Annotated in this window: 19 protein-coding genes; 4 read left to right on the forward strand and 15 right to left on the reverse strand. The window is 64.5% G+C overall.

Translation table 11 applies throughout. From position 1 onward, the window contains the following. Positions 1 to 7: 7 nt before the first annotated feature. Both IE126_RS20535 and IE126_RS20540 read right to left on the reverse strand, forming a co-directional pair. Positions 8 to 430, reverse strand: coding sequence for an acyl-CoA transferase (locus IE126_RS20535; RefSeq protein ID WP_189382030.1), 423 nt, complete (start codon positions 428 to 430; stop codon positions 8 to 10). Between the two features lie 81 nt (positions 431 to 511). Further along, positions 512 to 1,231, reverse strand: coding sequence for a helix-turn-helix transcriptional regulator (locus IE126_RS20540; RefSeq protein WP_189382031.1), 720 nt, complete (start codon positions 1,229 to 1,231; stop codon positions 512 to 514). A gap of 123 nt (positions 1,232 to 1,354) precedes the next feature. Here IE126_RS20540 and IE126_RS20545 point away from each other — a divergent pair, with 123 nt between their 5' ends. Then, positions 1,355 to 1,714 carry a RidA family protein gene (locus IE126_RS20545; RefSeq protein WP_229825732.1) on the forward strand — a complete coding sequence of 120 codons (360 nt, stop codon included), beginning with the start codon at positions 1,355 to 1,357 and terminating at the stop codon, positions 1,712 to 1,714. Between the two features lie 68 nt (positions 1,715 to 1,782). Here IE126_RS20545 and IE126_RS20550 read toward each other — a convergent pair whose 3' ends face one another. From IE126_RS20550 to IE126_RS20590, 9 genes are read right to left on the reverse strand one after another with little or no spacing between them, the layout of a single operon-like run. Then, complete coding sequence (locus IE126_RS20550; protein ID WP_189382033.1) at positions 1,783 to 2,412, reverse strand: DUF6441 family protein; 630 nt, start codon at positions 2,410 to 2,412, stop codon at positions 1,783 to 1,785. Then, complete coding sequence (locus IE126_RS20555) at positions 2,409 to 2,723, reverse strand: head-tail joining protein (RefSeq protein WP_189382034.1); 315 nt, start codon at positions 2,721 to 2,723, stop codon at positions 2,409 to 2,411. The genes IE126_RS20550 and IE126_RS20555 overlap by 4 nt, the downstream gene beginning before the upstream one ends. Positions 2,724 to 2,734: 11 nt before the next feature. Continuing rightward, positions 2,735 to 3,757, reverse strand: a complete 1,023-nt coding sequence (locus tag IE126_RS20560; RefSeq protein ID WP_189382035.1) for a major capsid protein — start codon at positions 3,755 to 3,757, stop codon at positions 2,735 to 2,737. 44 nt (positions 3,758 to 3,801) lie between these two features. Then, a complete protein-coding gene (locus IE126_RS20565; protein WP_189382036.1) occupies positions 3,802 to 4,182 on the reverse strand; it encodes a head decoration protein in 381 nt (126 codons plus the stop codon). Positions 4,183 to 4,225: 43 nt separating this feature from the next. Then, entirely contained in the window at positions 4,226 to 5,557 is a 1,332-nt protein-coding gene (locus tag IE126_RS20570) for a S49 family peptidase (protein ID WP_189382061.1), read from the reverse strand. Next, a complete protein-coding gene (locus IE126_RS20575; RefSeq protein WP_189382037.1) occupies positions 5,557 to 7,053 on the reverse strand; it encodes a phage portal protein in 1,497 nt (498 codons plus the stop codon). Before IE126_RS20575 ends, IE126_RS20570 begins: the two co-directional genes overlap by 1 nt. A 3-nt stretch (positions 7,054 to 7,056) precedes the next feature. Further along, positions 7,057 to 7,272, reverse strand: coding sequence for a phage head-tail joining protein (locus IE126_RS20580; protein WP_074555978.1), 216 nt, complete (start codon positions 7,270 to 7,272; stop codon positions 7,057 to 7,059). A gap of 1 nt (position 7,273) precedes the next feature. After that, a complete protein-coding gene (locus IE126_RS20585) occupies positions 7,274 to 9,313 on the reverse strand; it encodes a phage terminase large subunit family protein (RefSeq protein WP_189382038.1) in 2,040 nt (679 codons plus the stop codon). After that, positions 9,261 to 9,797, reverse strand: coding sequence for a hypothetical protein (locus IE126_RS20590; protein WP_189382039.1), 537 nt, complete (start codon positions 9,795 to 9,797; stop codon positions 9,261 to 9,263). The genes IE126_RS20585 and IE126_RS20590 overlap by 53 nt, the downstream gene beginning before the upstream one ends. Before the next feature lie 117 nt (positions 9,798 to 9,914). Here IE126_RS20590 and IE126_RS20595 point away from each other — a divergent pair, with 117 nt between their 5' ends. Genes IE126_RS20595 through IE126_RS20605 form a run of 3 tightly spaced genes read left to right on the forward strand, consistent with a single transcriptional unit; the run spans position 9,915 to position 10,899 of the window. Continuing rightward, entirely contained in the window at positions 9,915 to 10,142 is a 228-nt protein-coding gene (locus IE126_RS20595; protein WP_189382040.1) for a hypothetical protein, read from the forward strand. Beyond that, a complete protein-coding gene (locus IE126_RS20600) occupies positions 10,132 to 10,356 on the forward strand; it encodes a hypothetical protein (RefSeq protein ID WP_189382041.1) in 225 nt (74 codons plus the stop codon). The genes IE126_RS20595 and IE126_RS20600 overlap by 11 nt, the downstream gene beginning before the upstream one ends. Positions 10,357 to 10,365: 9 nt before the next feature. Beyond that, positions 10,366 to 10,899, forward strand: a complete 534-nt coding sequence (locus IE126_RS20605) for a DUF3489 domain-containing protein (RefSeq protein WP_189382042.1) — start codon at positions 10,366 to 10,368, stop codon at positions 10,897 to 10,899. Between the two features lie 116 nt (positions 10,900 to 11,015). Here the strand turns inward: IE126_RS20605 and IE126_RS26290 are convergent, their stop codons facing one another. From IE126_RS26290 to IE126_RS20620, 4 genes are read right to left on the reverse strand one after another with little or no spacing between them, the layout of a single operon-like run. Beyond that, complete coding sequence (locus IE126_RS26290; RefSeq protein WP_268245834.1) at positions 11,016 to 11,138, reverse strand: hypothetical protein; 123 nt, start codon at positions 11,136 to 11,138, stop codon at positions 11,016 to 11,018. Between the two features lie 40 nt (positions 11,139 to 11,178). After that, positions 11,179 to 11,499: a hypothetical protein gene (locus IE126_RS20610; RefSeq protein ID WP_194678732.1), complete on the reverse strand. Its 321-nt coding sequence runs from the start codon at positions 11,497 to 11,499 to the stop codon at positions 11,179 to 11,181. 58 nt (positions 11,500 to 11,557) lie between these two features. Next, positions 11,558 to 12,946: a site-specific DNA-methyltransferase gene (locus tag IE126_RS20615; RefSeq protein WP_189382044.1), complete on the reverse strand. Its 1,389-nt coding sequence runs from the start codon at positions 12,944 to 12,946 to the stop codon at positions 11,558 to 11,560. Then, a complete protein-coding gene (locus IE126_RS20620) occupies positions 12,943 to 14,202 on the reverse strand; it encodes a site-specific DNA-methyltransferase (RefSeq protein WP_189382045.1) in 1,260 nt (419 codons plus the stop codon). Before IE126_RS20620 ends, IE126_RS20615 begins: the two co-directional genes overlap by 4 nt. Positions 14,203 to 14,535 lie beyond the last annotated feature (333 nt).

Below are 14,535 nucleotides of genomic sequence, written 5' to 3' on the forward strand. Positions count from 1 at the left end.
GGGGGTGTCAGGCCAGGGGGCCGTTGGTGGTGTAGTGCAGCACGACGGTGACGATCGCCGCCTTGAGTGCAGCCGCGCCCTCGATGGGCAGATCGACCGAGGCCGGGGCTTCGGGTTCGACCCAATCGCAAAGGCCGCCAAGGGTGCGGTCGATTTCCAGCGTCGTGCCGATGGCGGCGATCAGGGTGTCGAAGGCGCTGGCCCTGCCAGTGCCCGCTTGGACGACAACCTCCAATTCGGCCCGATGCTGATAGTGATAACGCAGCGGCGACAGCGTGACTTCCGGTTCGCCGGGCTGGCCGTCGCGCAAAATGATCAGCCCTGCTGGCGGGATCCGCTCGGGCAGAACCTCGTCACGCAGAACAAGGGCGGCAAGTGGCTGCAGCCGCGTGTGCAGCGCGACGAGGGTGGTTTCGCGGGTGGTGGGCATGATTTGTTCCAGCTCTGAGCTTTAAGGCGCGGCATCAAAATCGGCTGCCAAACGCGACTCCAGATTTTGCGCCGCGAAGGACTATCGAGGCAGATCGCCATAGGGGCAGACGTCATCCTCAAACGGAACATGGCGTTGCCGGAATCTTGAACCTTCTACAGCTTCCGGATTCGCGATCCTGTCCATCCGGAAATGTCGGAAATCTTGACGCGCGGGATCCCAGGCAACCAGATACCACAGGGGTGGCAGGATGAGCATTGCCTGCGGTTCGACTTCGCGCTGGGTTAGATGCCCTTTTGCGTCACGATAGCGAAAATTCAGCATTACGCGCTCCAGAAATGCTGTCTCGAAAGCAGGCAACAACGCGGCGTCCATGGTCCCTATGTCCGACAAGTCCTGTTGCGGTGACAGCTTTCCGACATAGAGGCAGTCGAGGAACCTGCGCAGATCGTGCACCTTCTCGGGTGGAAGGGCTTTTTCGATCTTGGCCAGACCGGCATCCGCGAGACCCGAAAAGGGTAGGTTTCCAGCTGCCCGCATCGCGGCGACGCTTAACAACAGCGCAAAGACCTCGGTCACCGCAAGACGTGGCGTCGTCTGGACCGACTGTGGATCGAGTTGCAAACCGCCGCCGCGCCCGGGCTCAGAATGTATGACAAAGCCTTGATCGCGCAGCACGCTGATGTCGCGCAGGATCGTTCGCCTTGAGGCGTTGACCTCTTGAGCAAGTTCATCGACCGTCGCCGTGCCCTTGCGACGGAGGCTGCGGACGATGGCATCATGGCGGGAGCGAATATCCATACAATCACAGTAACATGATTGGTGACAAAATGTGGCACCATTTCAAACTAGAGCTGTGTTGCAACTGTCAGCTAGGAGAAAGAGACGATGCAACGTACAGCCGTAAACCCTTGGGAATGGTCTTTGAAGCTGGGCTACAATCAGGCCGAGACGATCGAAGGCATTTCGCGCCACCTGATCTGTGCCGGTCAGACGGCCGTCGACGCTGAGGGCAACCCGCAACACCCGGGCGACATGCGCGGCCAGATCAGCCTTGCACTGGACAATCTGGAGGCCGTTCTTGCCAAAGCCGACATGGGGCTGCGCAACGTCGTGCGGCTTGGTGTTTATGCCACCGATGTCGATGAGGCACTCAAGAACTTCGATCTTCTCGGCATGCGTTTCGGGCCGATTCAATGCGCCCCGCCAATGACCTTGCTTGGCGTCACGCGGCTCGCCATTCCGAGCTTGTTGTTCGAAATCGAAGCGACTGCCGCAGCTTGATTCCAAACCTCGGGAAGCGGCCAGTAAGGCTCCCCAGCCTCATGGCCGCTTCTTCTGAACGGGCACGATCATTGCTTGCCACTGATCCAGCCCGCCACAATCATCCCCGGCACGCCATCCACCGCCCGCTCCGCATCCCGCGCCAGATCGAGCCGCTTGCGCAATTTGACCTGCGGGACCAGCAGGAATATCGGGACAGTCGCGACCCCACGCCCGGTTTTCGACCTGGACGCCACTGCCCGACCTTTGGAATTCAGCCTCCCCTTCGCCACCAGCAGGCTCGGCCCGCGACGTCGGTAGATGAACCGGAGGCGCAACCCCGTGCGGCGTTCCCATTCGCCTGGCGTGATGCGGCCACCCTTCGTGCTTTTGCCTGCCGCCGGGGTGGGGATCGCCAGCCAGAACCCATTTTTTGACCGGATCAGCGGGCCAGTGTCGTGCGCGCCGATGATCACCGGGGCGTTGGACCAGACCAGCGCCGCCGCGTTCAGGCTTTCGCCGGATTTGGGGAAACTGGCGGAGCGGATCGAGTTAGCTAGGCGCATGCCCAATCCCGCGCCGGTGATCTGGCCACGCCAGGCGGATTTCAGGGAGGTGCCTGCCTCGCGCATCGCCGCCGACACTGCCTTTTCACCGGCGGCGATTTCGGCCTGCATCAGCGCGACGAGGTCAGGGTTGAACTGGACCTTCAGCTTCATGATGGGCGCAGGTCCAGTGTCCAGATCAGGCGTTCGCGGTCGCGGATAGGTTCGCCCTGAATGGTGAAGCTGTCGGCCCCGATCACGATCAGATCGCCGGAACGGAGATCGGGCAGGTCGGATACGCGGACGTCCACCATTATGGTGTCACTGACAAAGCGCCCAGCGCCGAAATCGGTGATGCGGTCCGGGGCGCGCCGGATGACGCGGATGGGGCGTTCCTCCGATGTGATGGCAGAAATCCAGACAGCGGCCGCCGCCATGGACGGGTTGGCATAGATCCTGTCCATGGCGGCAGCGAAGGCGTTCATGTCTGGGTCCGTCAGTTCGAGGTGTGGATGCGGATAGCGATACGCGGCCGCTTGTTGACCGGCAGGATCGAGGCTTCCGTCATCAGGTCGATCCAGCGGCCCTTTTCGTCGAGGTGCTGGCGGGCGTAGAGTGGCAGACCAAGGGTGTTGGCCGCCTCCAGGAGGTTCGCCGGGCCGCCGTAGGTGGTGAAAGTGTCCATCGTGCCCAAGGGGAAAGCGATGCCTTCGCTGGCGGGGACCAGCCGTTCGGTCGCCTTGGTGGAAAGCGTGACCGTGCCCGAGTATTCCTCGAACACGATGCCCGCGAAGGGGAAGTTGCGCCGCACATCCTGGCGCAAGGGCTGCGCGCCGGTCGCAGCGTAGAACTTGTACGCCTCCTCGGTCTTGGGATGTGCGATCAGCTTGTCGAAGAATTCCCGGCTGACGAGGGCATGTACGTCCGTCATGCTTTCGCCGAGGAGGTTGTCTTCGATTGCCCGCAAGACCTCGCGGACCTTGCTTTGGACAAGGGTGCCAGCGGTGCCCAGCAGGAAATCCACCGAGATTTGTGCCAGCCCGAATTCGGTGAAGTAGTTGTAAAGGGTCGTCCCGGCCCCGTCCTTCACGATCCCGCGCAGCGCATTCATCTCCATGTATTCGCGGGTCTGGGCATGCTTGCGCCGCATCAGCTGCAGCTTGCGGTTCATCACCTCGACCAGCGGGTCGGCGGCATCGAAGGCGCCCAGAGCGGGCTGGCCCTGAATGTCGCCGGGCAGGATCACATCGTCATGCGGGATCCACGGCAGGGCGAAGCTGCGCATGGACCGGCCTTCCCGGGTGCCAACCGTGGAGGGGCCGCCGAGGGGGACAGAGGGCAGCAGGTTCAGCACACCCTCGTATTGCTCGATGATCACCGACCGTTGCGTGACGCCCTCGAAGCGGAACAGGCCGATCTGGCCGAGGCGGGTGTAGAGGTTGGGCAGAATGTTGATGGCCTGCGTCATTTCGGCCAGCGAGTAACCGCCAGCGTCAAAGGGATTGCGAACGATAGTCATGGGGTGCTCCGGGGATTTGGGGAAAGGGATGCCGACGTCGCGCGTCAGACGCCGTCGCGGGCGATGATGCCGACAGCGGCCAACTGGGCGATCTTGGCGGTGATCTTGGCCGCGTCGTTGACGGTGCCCTCGTAGGCCAGGCCCGCGCGCGACACGATCGATGGGCCACGGGCGACGACGATGCCAACAGCGTCAGCCAGCGTGGCATTCACCGGGTAAAGCAGGACCGCGACGGCGACCTGCGCGCCATCGGCACCGGTCGCGGCCGACAGGCTGTATTTTCCGCTGGCGGTGATCCGACCGAGGACGGCACCAGAAGGATAGTTGGTGCCGATCAGCAGCGTGATCACCTCGCGGGTGTAGTTCGGGTTGACCTCATATTTGAGGACATCGCCCATGCTGGGCGGTTCCGTCAGGACGGGCATTGGTCAGTCTCCATGGTTTGGGGGTTTGGGAAGGGGCGCTGGTTCAGCGCTTGGCGTCGGTCGCGGTTTTCTTGGCGGCCGCCACGATGGGGCTTTCCTTGGCCGCCGCAGCCGGGGCGGTCGCGATTATGCCAGCGGCATCGCTGCGGGCAGCAAGGTCAGCCAGCACCCGAGCGCGCAGGGCTTCGGGTTTGAGACCCTTGGTGACTGCGTCAGCCGCATCGATGGTCACGCCCAGCCGGGCGGCCTGCGCGCAAACTTGCGCAACCTCGGCCGCCTCGGCGCGCACGGCATCGGCGGTCATCGTGGCGGTGACGGGCGCTGCCGCGTTCACCGGCGGTTCGGGCGTGGCGGGTGCGACCGGGGCTGCAGGCAATGCCGCAGAAGGAGCGGTAACCGGTGCCGGGTTCGGGCTGTCGGTGGGTGTGGTGGTCATCTGTGGACCCTTTCTGGTGGGGGAGGTTGTGCCGCGAGGCGCGGCGGCGAAGGCGTGGAATGCGGTTACGGGATCGGCGAGATCATCGGCCAGACCGGCGGCGATGGCGTCACTGCCGCGGAATACGGCAGCTTCGGTCGCCAGCGCGGATGCATGGGTCAGCCGATCTCCGCGACCTGCGGCGACGGTTTCCGCGAAGAGAAAGCGGACCACCTCCAACTCCCGCTGCATCTGGTCGTGCACTGCGTCTGGCAGGGGCTGATACGGGTTCGCATCGACCTTGTGCGCCCCGGCATGGATCAGCGTGACGCCGATCCCCTTTTGATCCAGCGCCCCACTCATGTCGGTGTGCAGCGCCACCACACCGATGCTGCCGACAGCGCCAGTACGGGGCAGGATGATGCGGTCGGCCTGGGATGCAAGGACATACCCCGCCGACAGGGCATGTTCCGCGACAAAGGCGTGGACGGGCTTCTGCGTCCGAGCGGCGCGGATGCGATCCGCCAGATCGAAGGCCCCGGCTACTTCGCCTCCAAAGCTGTCGATGTCCAAGGCAATGCCGCGCACGCCGGGATCGGCCAGCGCCGCCTGCAGCTGGGCAGCAATGCCCTCGTATGATGTCAGGCCCGAGGATTGCCCGATCCAGGCACCGCGATGCACAAGTGTGCCTGTGATTTCGATCACGGCGATGCCATCGACCACAGCAAAGGGCTGGGTGCCGTTCCGCTGATGGCGCTGGGCGAGATCGTTCCCGAACAGCGATGCCCGGGCGGGCAAGCTGGCGGCAGGTTGGTCATCGGTATCCACCCCCAGCCCTTGGAAGGTGATCTCCTGTCCGGTGATGCGCGGCCCCAGCCCGGACAGGAAGGCCAGCGCCTTGGCCGGGTCGACCATCAGCGGTGTGTTGAAAGCGCGCTGGGCGATCTGGGCGTGGTGCATCATGCGCCCTCCTTGGGGTCGGGTTTCTCGTCGCCGGTGTCGTCTGCCTCGTCGTCTTTGGCGCTGTCCTGATCCGAATCTCTCGCCCCACCTTCACCCGGTCCCTGCGCTGGTGACCCCGGGCGGCGGAAGTCGAGGCCCAGCGCCAGTTCGCGTTTCCGTTCGGATGCAATTTCGCGGTCGACCTGTTCGGCGTCGTAGCCCCGCTCCGCCAGCGCTTGCGTTCGGGATTTCAGCCCCGCCTCGATCTGCAGGATCTCGGCCGAGGCGTCCTTCATCGGGTCAATCCAGTCCCATTTCGTGGGCAGCCAGGCGCAGGCATGATATTGGCGGCGCTGGCTGTCATAGCTCGGCAGATTCAGGGCGCCCGACAACACGGCCGTGTCCATCCAGCGTACCCAGACCGCGCGACAAAGCTGGTAGACCAGTACGCCATGCTGCCAAGCCGAGATACGGCGGCGGAATTCGATGAGGGAAATTCGCGTGTTGGAGAAGTTGCCCTTCGCCGTGTCGCCGGTCAGATAGCCATAGGGCACCCCCAGCGCGGCCGCGATCTGTAGCAGCGTGCGGTACTGGAACGGCTCGTAAGTGCCGCCAGAGTCCGGGGTGGCCGGGGTGGACACATCCTCACCCGGATCCAGCCGCACCACCTGACCGGGTTCGACCTCCAGATCCTCCTCGGTCGGTTCCAGCGGCGTTTCGGGGGCGGGAGAGGTGATGAACATCGCGAACATCGCGGCGATCTTCTTCCGCTCCAGTTCGGCATCGTCATATAGGTCGAGAGTGAACAGCTTGACGATGGCGGCCGCGAAGCGCGACACACCGCGCAGCTGGCCGGCTTCCACCGGGTCGAGGACATGGATCACGTCGGCGGCCAGAACGCGGACGGTTTCGCCAGATAGCCCCGGATCGGTCCGGTCGCCCGGATGGCGGCGCAGGAAGTGATAAGCGACGCGGCGGCCGATGGGATCGAACTCGATCCCCTGCCGGATCAGCCCGGCGCCGGGCAAGGTGCGGTTCATATCCAAGGGCAGCATTTCCGAAGGCAGCATCTGCAGTTGCAGCGGAACAGTCAGACCATCCTCCGCGCGACGCGGCCGGATGCGGATGAACACCTCGCCCGACAGGAACACCTCGCGCGCCGCCCGGCGCTGCAAGCCATAGAAATCCGTAAGCCCCTCGGCATCGGCATCGTCGGTCCACGCGAGCCACAGCGTCTGCAGCTCTTCCTTCTTGGCCGCATCCGCGATGGTCGACGAAGGCTTGATGCCATCGCCGACGACATTGCTCGCGAAGCTCTCCACCGCGTTTGCGGCATAGCCGTTGTTGCGGACCAGCCAGCGCGCCCGGGCGGTGATCGTGTCGCCCGAGGCTGCGATCAAAGTGTTCACATGCGCGCGGCTGGCGCGGAAACCCCGAAGCCGCCGGTGGGCCTGCGCCGCGTCAAACCCGCCGATGATGCTGCCGATGCGCTGGCGGAAAGCCTCGAACGCCATGGATCACAAGCCCTTCGAGGCCACAGTGCCCCAGCGGCGGCGCCGGGGCGTTCCGGTCGTGGCGGTGGCGATCCGGGTTTCCAGATCGCTGATGGCGTTCGCCAGTTCCGCGTCCGAGCCATAGTTGATGCTCTTGCCGTCATAGCTGACCGAGCGGACGCCCGCGTAACGCGCCTCCTGCAGCGCTGCCAACAGCGCGCGCATCCGTTCCAGATCCATCTCAATCCCTCATGAAGTTCGGTGTGTAGGCCCGGCGTTTCCGCCGTGGCGTGGTCGGTGTTCCGGCCTTGGGCGGGGCGGGTGTGGTGGATTCAGCGACGGCCGAAGTCTGTTGTGCAGAACGGGTTTCCACCCCTGCCTGCGCTTCCAGCCGTCGCCAGGTCGCCTCGTCCCAGCGATCAGCGCCCATGATCCAGGCCGCAGCCCGGGCATAGACGCGGGTGTCGAGCGCCTCGTTGCGTTCCCGCATCTTCTGCCATTCGGGGTGGGCATAACCGCGCTTGTTGCGCAGGGTGACAAGCTGTTCGGCTACCAGCTGTTTCAGCCATTCGGAGTCGATCCAGTCGGGCAAGTGCACGGTGCCGGGGGCGTCCAGCACGCCCAGCGCGCGGTCCTCGTCCGAGGGGCGTTCCAGCCGCAGGAAGCGGTAGGTTTCGGTCTTGAAGGTCGCTGTGGCCACCGACCAGAGCCGCGCCCCGCGGCGCAGACGCTTGCCGCCGATGGTGGCGTCGACAAAGGTCGGACCCGACACCGGCGTTGCGCGGTTGAACCCTTCGAGACCCTTGATCGGGGCCACCTGGTCGAACCCTTGCTTGCGCGCCCATGCGTAAACCGCCGGGGCCTCATAGCCGGTGTCGATGGCGAGCTTTCCGATCAGCATCACCGCGCCATTGGCGCAGGTCCATGTGCGGCCAAGCAAAGCCGTCAGCTTGTCCCAGCAGGCGGGATCGTCCGGGCCGCCAGCAATCACGATGTGATCGACCAGCCAGCTTTCCAGCCCCCGGCCCCAAGCCCAGACATCGACCTCGATCCGGTCTTTCTGCACGTCCACGCCAGCCGTCAGGAACAGACCGCCGACGGGAATCTGAGCGCCGCCATAGATTTCGCGCCGTTCCGCCAGCCGCTGCCACTCAGGCGCATCGCCGCTTTCGACCCATGTTTCGCCCAGCAGGGTATTGCGCGCGACGCGCAGCATCTCTTCCGAGCCTTGCGCCGCCAGCCATTCGCGGGCGATCTGCTGCCAGCTTTTCCAGCCCAAGGGCGAATAGAGCGCCGAGATATGAAAGCCGATGGAATGCGGGTCAGCCGAAATGGTGGTCGCGCGCCACTCCCCGCTTTCCAGCATCTGCGTCTTGTGATGCTCAGCGATGGGCTTTTCGCAGCCCTCGCAGTGGTAGGCTGCGGTGTCAGGCCGCCCCTTGTCCCAGCGAAGGCGTTCGAACTGCAGCCACTGCATCTCCCCGCAGTGGGGGCAGGGCACGAAATAGCGGCGCTGGTCCGAAGCCTCGAATTCTCGCTCGATCCGGCTGAGGCCCCGGATGGTCGGCGTCGAGACCATGAACACCTTGCGCCGATGCGAGAAGGTCGTGGTCCGCGCCTCCGCAAGCGTGACCGGGTCGCCTTCCTCGTCGGCCGAGGCGGGATAGGCGTCGACCTCGTCGAGGAAGATGTACCGAGCAGGCATTGACCGTAGGCCGGTGGCACTGTTGGCGCCGGTCAGCACCAGGATGCCGCCGGGGAATTCCTTTGACAGCATCGAGTTGCCCGCGTCGCGCGACCGGGCAGGGTTGACCCGTTCGCGCAGAGCCGGGGAATCGGAAATCAAAGGATCCAGCCGCCCGCGCGACGTGCGCTTCGCCAGTTCGAGGCTCGGCAATACCGCCAGCATCGGCCCCGGCGCGTGATGGATGACAAAGCCGATCCAGTTGTTGCCAGCCTCCGTCGCGCCAACCTGCGCGGCCTTCATGAAGGTCACGCGCTGCGCCGGGTGGCGCGGTGACAGCGCATCCATGATCTCGCGCAGGTAAGGCGCGCGGGCCGTACGATAGCGCCCCGGTTCGGCCGCCCCGCGCGAGGACAGCCAGCGATGTTCATCCGCCCATTCCGACACCGTCAGATCGGGATCGGGACGCATCCCCTTGCGCCAGGAGCGCAGGATGTCCTCGGCCCCGTCAAAGCCAAGGTCGAGATCGAAGGTCAGTTCATCGCTATCCGAGGGAAACTCGGAGATCGGCGAGGTCGTCGAGGTGCTGTCTGACATGGGCTTCCAACACCCTCTGCAGGATCGCGGCCTCGATGATCACCGGTGTTCCGGTTTGTTTCTCCAATCCCAAGGCCACTTCAGCCGCCATCAGCGCCGCCACTCTGTTGGGCCAAGTGACCCAAGTATCGCGTTCTTGTCGGGCCAAACGGAACACCAGCGCTTCCGCCCGGGCCCGGTCGACCAGCGTGCCCTTCTTCTTCTGGATGCCAAGCTGCTTGTCCTGCGCCTGGTAAACGGTCAGCGCGGTACGGGCCTTCAGGTAGGACGAGCTGTCTGCGGGACCGCTGAACCCGCTATCGCCACCCGTGCTGCGGCGCTGCTGGTCCGGATCGGTCATGTCGGCGCGGCGCACATCAGAGGCGGCCGCGTTGATCGACCCGTCGCTGTATACCACCAGCCGACTGGCCTTGCGCGCCTTCTGGATGGCCCCGCGCGAGAGGCCGGAATGGGCGGAATATTCCCGCTCGGACATGCCTTCCATGGTGTTACCCGTCACGTCTAAAGCAATGAAAATGCTTGTTATTCAGTTGATTGCACTCCGGGATGGAGCGATTCTGATTGCACCAGAACGATGCAACTCAGCCACGGAGACCACGCCATGACCACCCGCCGCGCCACCGACAATGCTAAAGCCCTCGACGCCTTCATGGCCACCAAGTTCCAGATTGATGCGATGCTGGAGCGCCTGAAGGGCCTGAGCGACGACCACTTCGAGACCCGCCCCGACGAGATCAACTGGGGCCATGTCGGCACCCTAAACCATTACGCCAGCCTCCTGCGCCAGATCACCGACAGCGCTTTCAAGGAGGGCGAACATGCCGCTTGATCCCGCCCATCGCCACCAGATCGAGCAGGAGGCCATCACCGCCGCATGGGAGGCCGACCGCCTCACCGCCTGCGACGATGCCATCGCCCTGCTGCGCGAGATCGCCGATCTGGAGCGCGACGACGATGGTGACGTGATCATCGGCACGGATGCCGACGGCCACAACGACCTGATGTCGCGGATTACCGCCTTCCTTGCCGCCAACGACCGATAGGGGAACGCCATGACCAAGCTGACTGAAACCCAGACGATCATCCTCAGCGCCGGGGCCCAGCGCCCCGAGAACATCGCCCTGCCGCTGCCCAAGGGGCTGGCTGGGGCGGCGGCGAAGATGGCCGTCACCAAGATGATCGAACACGGCTGGCTGCAGGAGGTCGATGCCAACCTGCGGCGCAATGAACCGCTCTGGCGCGAAACTGGCGATGGCCATGGCACCACGTTGGTGGTCACCGACGCCGGGCTTCTGGCCATCGGGATCGACCCGGTGGTGGTGAAGACGGTGGTCGCGATCCGCCAACACGCGGCGAAGGCACCGGAGGCGCCGCAGCCGACGCCGCGTTCGGGGACCAAGCAGGCGATGCTGATCGCGATGCTTCGGGCGCCCGAGGGTGCAACGATGGAGGAGATCACCGCTGCGACGCAATGGTTGGCACACACCGCGAGGGGCGCGATGTCCGGGGCCTTGGGCAAAAAGCTGGGACTGGTGGTGACCTCCGATAAGGAGGAGGGTCGCGGAAGGGTGTACCGCATCGCCTGACAGGAACGCGCCGTTCAGAAGCGCACGCCGCGCAGACACCGTGTCGTTCGATCTCCTCCAATGAAAAATGCCAGCCCCGCAGGGCTGGCACTCCGTTTCGCTTAACCGAAGTCCGCTTAGAAGCAGCACTCCAGCATCGCTGCGCAGCAGGCCATCAGGTCGCCGCAGCAGTCAGATGCCGCAAATGCGGCGCCGCCAAAAGCCAGCACCAAAGCTGAGGCCGTGAGGGTCAGTTTCATCGTATTTCTCCTTGATGAGTTTGATTTTGCGTCAGAGGTCTCATGCAAGGGTGCGCGGGGGACGAAAATCTGGCTCGGGAAGCAGCCCGATGCCGGTTGAATGGTCTGGTTTAGGCAGCGCTGCGACAGTGCCGATTAACTCTGGGGCGACCATCACCTCGATGGGCAGCGGCACGCCGCAAGCCAACATACAGACCTCCGAGCTTTCAATGCCGGATGCCATGTCATCCATATCGCAATCTGTTTGCCCCGTCGGACAGGCATTTGCGGTCGCCAGCATCAGCCCGAGGGCAAACAAGATGAAGCTCGCCCGGAAGAGCCTCATGCGAGCAGCGATCAAAGCGGACAGAGAATGCATCATGGTGTCAGTATAATCTGGCGCTTCGGCCGCCAGCGCAAATCACAAGCTTGGCAGCGCATCATGACCCTGTGACAGCCGACTGGTCGCGTTGATTTGCATTCAGATCGGCGAAGGCCTCTCCTGTCTCAACCAACTTGGCATTTCTGCCTGTCGCCATCTCCCATCGCCGCACGGCCACGTCGCAATAGACCGGGTCCAGTTCCATCGCGAAACACCGCCTCCCAGTGCGTTCGGCGGTAACGATCTGGGTGCCAGAACCGCAGAACGGCTCGTAGACCAGGTCGCCGGGATCCGAGAAAGCCGTCAGCACCGCTTCGACCAGCGCCACCGGGAACACTGCCGGGTGCGACCCGGCGGCGCCCAACCCACCCTTGTGGCGCATGATCCTGAACACGCTGTCGGGGATGCGGTGGCTCTGGATCGCGTTGCCTGTGCCGGTCTTGGCGTGGACGGTGCCGTCGGCCCCGCGCAGCCCACCGCCGCCCAAAGTTTCGCCCGCGTGCTTGGACGGGACGGTCTTGTGCGGTTTGCGCGGCGCGCGGTTAAAGTGGAAAATGAACTCGTGCGACGGAGCCAGGCGGCCGTTCCAGTCGCCCGGCAAACCGGGGCCCTGATCCCAGACATACCAGCCAAACCGCCGCCAGCCAGATGCGCGCATCCATTCCACCCATCCTTCCCAATAGGGCTGCCATTCGCTGTCGCGATGCACGAGGCCGAGGTTGACCAGCAGCTGCGCCTCGGCGGTGACCGGCGCTGTGGCGAACACGCCCTGCATCAGCGCATCCCAATTGCCGACCTTTTCCTTGGCGGCACCGTAGTCCCGCTGCTGCGCATAGGGCGGCGAGGTGAACATCAGGGTGGCCTGTTCGCCCTGCATCAGCCTGGCGACGACGGCCGGATCGGTGGCATCGCCGCAGCATAGCCGGTGCTTGCCCAGCGCCCAGATGTCGCCCGGCTTCGTGATCGGATCAGCGGGCGGGGCCGGGATCGCATCGGCCGCATCATCAGAAATCGCAGGGCGGTCGTAAGCGTCTGCCAGCAGTGCGTCGAGTTCATCCTCGGGGATCCCGATCAGGCCGAGGTCGAAATCCTCAGCCAGTAGCGCCTGCAGTTCCTGCAGCAGCAGGGCCTCGTCCCAGCCGCCCAGCTCGGTCAGTTTGTTGTCGGCGATGCGATACGCCCGGCGCTGCGCCTCTGTCAGATGGCCCAGCACGATCACCGGGGCTTCAGACAACCCAAGGTGCGCGGCGGCGAGGATGCGACCATGGCCAGCGATCAGCTCGCCGTCGGCCGCGACCAGCACCGGAACGGTCCAGCCGAACTCAGCCATGCTGGCGGCAATCTTCGCCACCTGGTCGGCATCGTGGGTCTTGGCGTTCCGGGCGTAGGGTTTCAGCCGGGCAAGCGGCCAATGTTCGATCCGGCCCGGCAGCAAGGGCGCATTCATGCCGCCAACCTCTTGGCTTTCAGGTCGGCAAAAGTCTCGCCGGTCTCGGCCAGCACGGCATTGGCGCCGGTGAATTGCTGCCAGCGCTCGATGGCCACATCGACATAGGCCGGGTTCAACTCGATCCCGAAGCAGACACGGCCGGTGGTTTCTGCCGCGATCAACGTGGTGCCGGATCCCATGAAGGGTTCGAACACCGCTTGACCCGGGCTGGAGTTGTTCAGGATCGGGCGGCGCATGCACTCGACCGGCTTTTGCGTGCCGTGCACAGTGGCCGCGTCCTGGTCCTTGCCGGAAATGTGCCAGAGCGTCGTCTGCTTGCGGTCCCCGGCCCAATGGCCCTTGCCGGTTTTCTTTACGGCATACCAGCAGGGTTCGTGCTGCCAGTGATAATCGCCGCGGCTGAGAACCAGCCGGTCCTTGGCCCAGATGATCTGCGACCGAACGGCGAAACCCGCCGCAACCAGACTGTCGGCCACCTCGCCCGCGTGCAGCGCACCATGCCAGACATAGGCGACATCGCCGGGGAACAGGGACCATGCCTCGCGCCAGTCGGCGCGGTCGTCGTTCAGCACCTTGCCGGTGCGTTTGGTCTTGGCCGCACCGGCCTCATTGCGCCAGGACGGATCGTATTCGACCCCATAGGGCGGGTCCGTCACCATCAGCAACGGTCGAACATCTCCCAGCAAGCGTCCGACCACATCGGCGGAGGTACTATCGCCACAAATCAGCCGGTGCGATCCGAGCTGCCAGAGGTCACCCGCCACTGATACCGGCGCGACCGGCGGTTCGGGGATGTCGTCCTCGCCCTCGACCGCGCCGCCTTCCACCTGTTCCGGATCGCGCAGCAGTGCGTCCAGATCCTCGTCGGTGATGCCCAGCAGCGACAGATCGAAATCCTCGGCCAGCAGCCCAGCGATTTCATCGCGCAGCATCGCCTCGTCCCATTCGCCCAACTCGGTCAGCTTGTTGTCGGCGATGCGGTATGCACGGCGCTCGGCCTCGTCGAGGTGGCCGAGCCGGATCACAGGCACGTCGGTCAGCCCCAGCATGGCAGCGGCCAGGACCCGGCCATGCCCCGCGATCAGCTCGCCATCGTCGGCCACCAAGCAAGGCACGGTCCAGCCGAACTTCGCCATGCTGGCCGCGATCTTCGCCACCTGGTCCGTGCCATGGATCTTGGCATTGCGCGCGTACGGGCGCAGCTGGTCGAGAGGCCAGGTCTCGATCTGGCTCGGCGCAAAGACCAGGTCCATCGGGCAGCTTTCATATGTCGGGCCGAGCGGACATGCCGATGCGCGCTGGGCAATGCCAGCGGCAGGATCGGGAGCCGCGATGTGGGGGAAATGAGAAGCGCCCGCGAGGGGGTTCCTCCGGGCGCAATTCTTCGATGATCAAGGGGTAGGTCAAGGGGGGCAGCTTTGTCAAATGAAAAATGCACGCGGATTCAATGGCTTCCCTGCAAGTGGCTTCCGCTGGCTGGCTTCCGGCAAGGTGGCTTCCGCAAACTGGATTCCCTGGATTCCGCAAAAGAATCCAGCACGCCAAGATCGTGATTCCGCAAGCCTTTGATAATGAGTCGCTTTTCC

Origin of the sequence: Gemmobacter nanjingensis (genome assembly GCF_014652195.1) — a bacterium.
Taxonomy (GTDB): Bacteria; Pseudomonadota; Alphaproteobacteria; order Rhodobacterales; family Rhodobacteraceae; genus Gemmobacter; species Gemmobacter caeni.